Origin of the sequence: Streptomyces sp. NPDC094143 (assembly GCF_040303825.1) — a bacterium.
Lineage (GTDB): Bacteria > Actinomycetota > Actinomycetes > Streptomycetales > Streptomycetaceae > Streptomyces.
Genome location: NZ_JBEOTZ010000031.1, coordinates 90,930 through 96,980, shown reverse-complemented (window position 1 = coordinate 96,980; position 6,051 = coordinate 90,930). Strand labels below are relative to the sequence as shown.

Annotated in this window: 8 protein-coding genes and 1 tRNA gene; 4 read left to right on the top strand and 5 right to left on the bottom strand. The window is 71.2% G+C overall.

Annotated elements, in window-relative coordinates; all coding sequences use genetic code 11:
• Positions 1 to 85: 85 nt before the first annotated feature.
• Positions 86 to 817, bottom strand: a complete 732-nt coding sequence (locus ABTZ58_RS31130; protein WP_351363851.1) for a hypothetical protein — start codon at positions 815 to 817, stop codon at positions 86 to 88.
• Positions 818 to 864: 47 nt separating this feature from the next.
• On the opposite strand from ABTZ58_RS31130, the gene ABTZ58_RS31125 reads away from it, so the two are divergent.
• Positions 865 to 1,053, top strand: a complete 189-nt coding sequence (locus tag ABTZ58_RS31125; protein ID WP_010045410.1) for a DUF5703 family protein — start codon at positions 865 to 867, stop codon at positions 1,051 to 1,053.
• A gap of 92 nt (positions 1,054 to 1,145) precedes the next feature.
• Here the strand turns inward: ABTZ58_RS31125 and ABTZ58_RS31120 are convergent, their stop codons facing one another.
• The 3 genes from ABTZ58_RS31120 to ABTZ58_RS31110 form a co-directional block, all read right to left on the bottom strand.
• Positions 1,146 to 2,102 carry a chaplin gene (locus ABTZ58_RS31120; RefSeq protein WP_351363847.1) on the bottom strand — a complete coding sequence of 319 codons (957 nt, stop codon included), beginning with the start codon at positions 2,100 to 2,102 and terminating at the stop codon, positions 1,146 to 1,148.
• Positions 2,103 to 2,231: 129 nt separating this feature from the next.
• Positions 2,232 to 2,465, bottom strand: coding sequence for a chaplin ChpH (gene chpH / locus ABTZ58_RS31115; protein ID WP_351363844.1), 234 nt, complete (start codon positions 2,463 to 2,465; stop codon positions 2,232 to 2,234).
• A gap of 150 nt (positions 2,466 to 2,615) precedes the next feature.
• Positions 2,616 to 3,941, bottom strand: coding sequence for a M20/M25/M40 family metallo-hydrolase (locus ABTZ58_RS31110; RefSeq protein WP_351363841.1), 1,326 nt, complete (start codon positions 3,939 to 3,941; stop codon positions 2,616 to 2,618).
• Positions 3,942 to 4,137: 196 nt separating this feature from the next.
• Here ABTZ58_RS31110 and ABTZ58_RS31105 point away from each other — a divergent pair.
• Both ABTZ58_RS31105 and ABTZ58_RS31100 read left to right on the top strand, forming a co-directional pair.
• Positions 4,138 to 4,222, top strand: a tRNA-Leu gene (locus ABTZ58_RS31105).
• Positions 4,223 to 4,285: 63 nt separating this feature from the next.
• Positions 4,286 to 4,660: a YchJ family protein gene (locus tag ABTZ58_RS31100; protein ID WP_351363838.1), complete on the top strand. Its 375-nt coding sequence runs from the start codon at positions 4,286 to 4,288 to the stop codon at positions 4,658 to 4,660.
• A 5-nt stretch (positions 4,661 to 4,665) separates the two neighbouring features.
• Here the strand turns inward: ABTZ58_RS31100 and ABTZ58_RS31095 are convergent, their stop codons facing one another.
• Complete coding sequence (locus ABTZ58_RS31095) at positions 4,666 to 5,367, bottom strand: FadR/GntR family transcriptional regulator (RefSeq protein ID WP_351363835.1); 702 nt, start codon at positions 5,365 to 5,367, stop codon at positions 4,666 to 4,668.
• A gap of 137 nt (positions 5,368 to 5,504) precedes the next feature.
• On the opposite strand from ABTZ58_RS31095, the gene ABTZ58_RS31090 reads away from it, so the two are divergent.
• Entirely contained in the window at positions 5,505 to 6,023 is a 519-nt protein-coding gene (locus tag ABTZ58_RS31090) for a gluconokinase (protein WP_351363832.1), read from the top strand.
• The last annotated feature ends 28 nt before the right edge of the window (positions 6,024 to 6,051 follow it).

Sequence of the window (6,051 nt, the reverse complement as noted above, 5' to 3'; positions counted from 1 at the left end):
TGGAGGTCACCCCGCCCGCCACCGACCTGCTGATGGGCCCACCCGCTGCGTGGGGTCCCCCCGGACGAAGTCTGGGGGAGCGCGCTCAGCGGCGATCCGCGTCCAGCGGCTCCAGATCCTCGTCCTCGCCGTCGACTTCGTCCAAGTCGGTGTCGAGGTCCTCCAGGTCTTCGGCGTCCTCGTCGTCCTCGTCGTCCTCGTCGTGGAGGGCGTCGACCTCGTCGTCGAAGACGGCGCTGACGTCGAAGCGGCACACCACCTGCTGCGCGTCGACCTGCTCGAACGGCGCCTCCAGCCACTCCCCGGGCTCGGCCGGTTCGTCCGCCGCCGTCACCCAGAGCGTGGAGTCGCCCTCCTCAAGACCGAACTCCTTGTGCCGGGAGGCGATCTCGTCGGGCTCGAACTCGCCGAACAGCAGGCCCAGCGCGCCGTGGACCGTCCCGGAGGCCGGAGAGCCCTCGTCGCCGTCGGCCGCCTCGATCCGCTGCGCATGAGCGAGCAGCCGCTGCGGTTCGGCGACGGCGTAGTCGCGGCGGATCAGTACGCTCAGCGCGTTCGGTTCCTCGGGGCCGGTGTACGGGGGAAGCGCGTCCTCCGCACCGGGGATCTCGAAGGGTGTGACCTCGTCGTAGCGGTCGTAGAGCAGTTCGTCGTACACCTCTGCGGCCGCGGCCAGCTGGTTGAACGCCTCGTAGACGGCCGGGTCGTCCTCCCCCGACCTGCGTTCGACCGCGGCCAGGTGGCGGTCGAGCGCGGTCTTGACCGCCTCGGCGGCGGCGCGTACCTCGGCAGCGGTGGGCTGCGCAGCATCAGACATAGTGCAGACGCTATCCGTACGAGGCCCCAGCCCGCACAATAGATGCGATGCCGGAATACGAATTTGTCGACGTGTACGTACCGCGCGGGGTCTCCCGCAAGGAGACGGCACGTCTGCTGACGGACCATGCGGAGTACGGACACTGGGAGTTGCACCGTCTGAGCCTGCTGCGCGACGGCAGCCGCAAGGTGCGGTTGCGGCGGCGCATCATCCGCCAGGTGCGGGCCACGTGGTGAGCTGAGACGGTGCCCGGAGAAGGCACATGACGGAGCGGGCCCCGCCCTCGGCGGGGCCCGCTCCGTCGGTGGGGGTCGTCCGGCCGGGTGCCTCAGGCGGAGGCGCGCGCCTTGCGGTAGAGGATCGAGCCCGCCAGCAGGGCGCCGGCGCCGGCGGGGAGAGCGAGCCCGAGCGGCAGCTCGCTGCCGGTGGCGGCGAGCTCGCCGCGGGGCTGGGTGACGAACTGGCCGCCCGGTTCGTTGCCGTGCGAGGAGCCGCCCGGCGTCTCGACGCCGGTGGTGGGCGGCGTACCAGGGGTTCCGGGGCGGCCGGGCTCGCCGGGATTGCCCGGGTGGCCGGGGTCACCCGGGTCACCCGGGTCTCCGGGGTCACCGGGCTTGTCCGGGGTCCCGGGGCCGCCCGGGTGTCCGGGGTTGTCCGGGGTCCCGGGGCCGCCCGGATGTCCGGGGTTGTCCGGGGTCCCGGGGCCGCCCGGATGTCCGGGGTTGCCGGGGACGCCCGGACCGCCGGGGTCGCCCGGGTTCCCGGGGAGTCCCGGGCCGCCCGGCTGTCCCGGGGTCTCGTGGCCGCCGCCGGGCGGGTTGCCGTGCGGGGCGCCGTGACCGCCGTTCGAGCAGTCGTTGCCCGTGCCGGGGTTGCCGATGCCGATGATGTCGACGCTGTTGCCGCAGACGTTCACCGGCGCGTACACCGGGGCCTGTACGTGGTTGCCCGAGCCGACGCCGGGCGAGTCGGTGGCGTGACCGCCCGCGTGCGAGCCGCCGTGGCCGCCGTGATCGCCGTATCCCCCCGACGGCGATCCACCGCCCTGGTTGGCGCAGGAGTTGCCCACCGACGGGTTGAGCACGCCGACGACGTCGACCGTGTTGCCGCAGACGTTGACCGGCGCGTGCACGGGCGCCTGCACCGTGTTCCCGGACAGCACGCCGGGCGAGTCCGACGTGGAGCCCTGCGCACCCGAGGCGGCGTGAGCGGAGCCGCCCGCGGCGGCGATCACGCCGGTCGCGGCCGCCACGGTCATCAAACCCTTGCGGGTGACCTGTCGCATTGCTGAATACCTGCCTTCGACCCTTTTCGAATTCTTCTCGAAATCCCGTGAAGAAGCGTTCGGTCCCGGAGCGCATGGCTCGCGCTCCGGGACCGGTGGCTTTGAACTCCCCTCAGAGAGGGGGAAGCATCACTTGTTGATGCAGGTGTTGCCGAAGGCGGGGTTCAGCAGCCCGATCACGGAGACCGTGTTGCCGCAGGCGTTCACCGGAACGTGAACGGGCACCTGGATGACGTTGCCGGACACGACACCCGGGGAGTTCACCGCGGCACCCTGGGCACCGGAGTCGGCGACGGCCAGGCCCGCCCCCGCGAGAACCAGCCCACCGGTGGCAGCCGCAGCAGCGACGACCTTCTTGATCATTATTCCTCCTAGTTGGCAAAGCGACCCATCTTGCGATCGCATTACCTGTAACGAGGCTGGAGTAATGAGGCTACGAGCTTATGGTCGCATTCACTCTTGCCGGTCGATCCCGTACACGCGCCCGAATACCGGCTCGTGTCCGGCCCCTTCTCAGGACGCGTCGATGAACCGGTCGAGCACCCGCACCCCGAACTTCAGGCCGTCGACCGGCACCCGCTCGTCCACGCCGTGGAACATGCCGGCGAAGTCCAGCTCGGGCGGCAGCTTCAGCGGCGCGAAGCCGAAGCCGCGGATGCCCAGGTCGTCGAAGGACTTGGCGTCCGTCCCGCCGGAGAGCATGTAGGGGATCGCCTTGGCGGTCGGGTCCTCCGCCAGCAGCGAGGACTGCATGGCCTCCACGAGCGCACCGTCGAAGGTGGTCTCGACGGCCTTGTCGGCGTGCACGTCCTCGCGCCGCACCTTCGGGCCGAGGATGCGGTCGAGGTCGGCGAGGAACTCGTCCTCGAACCCGGGCAGGAAGCGGCCGTCGACGTGGGCGGTGGCCTCTCCGGGAATGACGTTGACCTTGTAGCCGGCGCCGAGCTGCGTGGGGTTGGCCGTGTTGCTCAGCGTCGCGCCGATGAGCTTGGCGATGCCGCCGAGCTTCGCGAGGGTCGACTCCATGTCCTCCGGGTCGAGTTCCGTGCCGAACGCGTCGCCGAGTTCGTCGAGGAAGGCGCGGGTGGTCTTGGTGACCCGCACCGGGAACTTGTGCCGTCCCAGCCGGGCGACGGCCTCCGACAGTTCGGTGATCGCGTTGTCCCGGTGGATCATCGAACCGTGCCCCGCGGTGCCGGCCACGGTGAGCTTCATCCAGTGCATGCCCTTCTCGGCCGTCTGGATCAGGTACAGCCGCCGCTGCTCGCTCACCGTGAACGAGAAGCCGCCCACCTCGCTGATCGCCTCCGTGACGCCCTCGAAGAGGTCCCGGTGGTGGTCGACGAGGTAGCGCGCCCCGTAGGTGCCGCCGGCCTCCTCGTCCGCGAGGAACGCGAGGACGATGTCGCGCGGGGGCTTGCGCCCGCTGCGCAGCCGGTCGCGGACGACCGCCAGCGTCATGGCGTCCATGTCCTTCATGTCGACCGCCCCGCGGCCCCAGACGCAGCCGTCGGCGATCTCCCCGGAGAAGGGGTGGTGGGTCCAGTCGTCGGCGTTGGCCGGAACGACGTCGGTGTGGCCGTGGATGAGGAGCGCGGGCCGGGAGGGGTCCTCGCCCTCGATGCGGGCGACCGTGGAGGCGCGGCCCGGGTGGGATTCGAAGATCCGCGGTTCGAGTCCGACCTCGGCGAGCTTCTCGGCGACGTACTCGGCCGCCTTGCGCTCGCCCGGTCCCGAGTGGTCGCCGTAGTTGCTGGTGTCGATCTGGATCAGCTCGCGGCAGAGGTCCACGACCTCGTCCTCGCCGGTGACGCTCCTGGCCGTGTCCGTCTCGCTCACGTGCTTCCTCCCGGTGTCACTGCTGGTGGGTCCCCTTCATCCTCCCTCTGTCCGGCCCGCTCCCCAAGGGCCCGCCCGGCCCGTCACACGTCGTTCACGCCCGGCCGGGGCGAGGACGGGGGGTGATCGGTCACCCTCGAAAGCCTGGTAATGTTTACGTCGTCGCCGCAGGGAGAGCCCGCGCGACAGACACCTTGTCCGGGTGGCGGAATGGCAGACGCGCTAGCTTGAGGTGCTAGTGCCCTTTATCGGGCGTGGGGGTTCAAGTCCCCCCTCGGACACTTGAACTGAGGGCCGTGACCGCGAGGTCACGGCCCTCGGGCGTTTCCCGCGAAGAGGTGACCATGACCAGGCGTTCCTGCCCCTGCGGGCTCCCCCAGCCCTACGAGGCCTGCTGTGGCCGTTACCACTCAGGCTCCGCCGCCGCGCCGACCGCCGAGGCGTTGATGCGGTCGCGGTACTGCGCCTTCGTCAAGGGCGACGCCGACTATCTGCTGCGGACCTGGCACCCGCGGACCCGGCCCGGGACGCTGGAGCTCGACCCGGGGATGCGCTGGACAGGGCTGGAGATCCTGGGCACGGGTGACGGATCGGCGTTCCACTCGGCCGGGACCGTGGAGTTCCGGGCGTCCTACCGGGGCGGGTCGCTGCACGAGCGGAGCCGCTTCGAGCGGGTCGACGGGGCGTGGGTGTACGTCGACGGGGACTACCTGCCGTAGCGGCGTCACGGCGCCAGGATGTCGAGTTCCTGGAGGGCGCCGACCGTGATCTCGCGGGTCAGTTCCTCGGCCCGGGCCGCGTCGCCCGCGCGGACCGCCTCGGCGACCCGGACGTGCAGCGTGACGGCGGCCGGGTCGGGGTCCTCGAACATCACGTCGTGCTGCGTGCGGCCGGTCAGGACCTCGGCGACCACGTCCCCGAGGCGGGCGAACATCTCGTTGCCCGAGGCCGACAGGATGACGCGGTGGAAGGCGACGTCGTGGAGGAGATACCCCTCGAGCTTGTGTCCGCGTGAGTGGGCGACCATGCCGAGGGCGCACTCGGTGAGCTCGGCGCACTGTTCGGACGTGGCGTGCCGGGCGGCGAGGCCGGCCGCGACCGGTTCGATCGCCGAGCGCAGCACGGTCAGGGAGCGCAGCTGCCGCGGCCGGTCGGCGCCGGCCAGCCGCCAGCGGATGACCTGCGGGTCGTAGACGTTCCACTCGGACTCGGGGCGGACCGTGACGCCGACGCGGCGGCGGGACTCGACCAGGTGCATGGACTCCAGGACCCGGACCGCCTCGCGCATCACGGAGCGTGACACGTCGAAGCGCTGGGCGAGTTCGTCCGTGCGCAGGACGCTGCCCGCCGGGTACTCCCCCGCGGTGATCTCGGGGCCGAGGGTGTCCAGTACGTGGCCGTGCAGCCCCCGGCCCGGTGCGCTCATGCACTCAGCGTACGGGGTAGATCACGGAGACAAAAAGTCAGACTTATTCATCACAGGCTCTTGAATTCGTCGTACCTAATGGGTTTCAGTTGCGTCGACATCACGTGTCGACGAAGACAGCGGACAGTGAGGCAGCGATGAACACCCCCCAGGTCGTCGTGGTCATGGGCGTCGCGGGCACCGGCAAGACCACCATCGGTCCCCTGCTCGCCGCCCGGCTCGGCGTTCCGTACGCCGAGGGCGACGACTTCCACCCGCCGGCCAACATCGCCAAGATGTCGGCCGGTACGCCGCTCACCGACGAGGACCGCGGGCCCTGGCTGGACGCCATCGGCGACTGGGCGCAGGGGCGGGCCGGGCTCGGCGGCGTGGTCAGCTGCTCGGCGCTGAAGCGGTCGTACCGCGACCGGCTGCGGGCCGCCGCGCCCGGCGTGGTCTTCGTGCACCTCACGGGTGACCGCGCGCTGATCGAGGACCGGATGTCGCACCGGCAGGGGCACTTCATGCCCACGGCGCTGCTCGACTCCCAGTTCGCCACGCTCCAGCCGCTCCAGGCGGACGAGGCGGGGGTCGCCGTGGACGTCGCGGGCAGCCCGGCGGAGATCACCGAGCGGGCGGCGAACGCCCTCGGCTCGCTCCCCGAGCCGATCGGCTAGCCCCTCACCGGTCCCCTTCTCCCCCGAC

Coding starts and splice junctions, on each gene's coding strand:
- ABTZ58_RS31130 (WP_351363851.1), bottom strand. CDS start 817: ATGTCTGATGCTGCGCAGCCCACCGCTGCCGAGGTACGCGCCGCCGCC.
- ABTZ58_RS31125 (WP_010045410.1), top strand. CDS start 865: ATGCCGGAATACGAATTTGTCGACGTGTACGTACCGCGCGGGGTCTCC.
- ABTZ58_RS31120 (WP_351363847.1), bottom strand. CDS start 2,102: ATGCGACAGGTCACCCGCAAGGGTTTGATGACCGTGGCGGCCGCGACC.
- chpH (WP_351363844.1), bottom strand. CDS start 2,465: ATGATCAAGAAGGTCGTCGCTGCTGCGGCTGCCACCGGTGGGCTGGTT.
- ABTZ58_RS31100 (WP_351363838.1), top strand. CDS start 4,286: ATGACCAGGCGTTCCTGCCCCTGCGGGCTCCCCCAGCCCTACGAGGCC.
- ABTZ58_RS31095 (WP_351363835.1), bottom strand. CDS start 5,367: ATGAGCGCACCGGGCCGGGGGCTGCACGGCCACGTACTGGACACCCTC.
- ABTZ58_RS31090 (WP_351363832.1), top strand. CDS start 5,505: ATGAACACCCCCCAGGTCGTCGTGGTCATGGGCGTCGCGGGCACCGGC.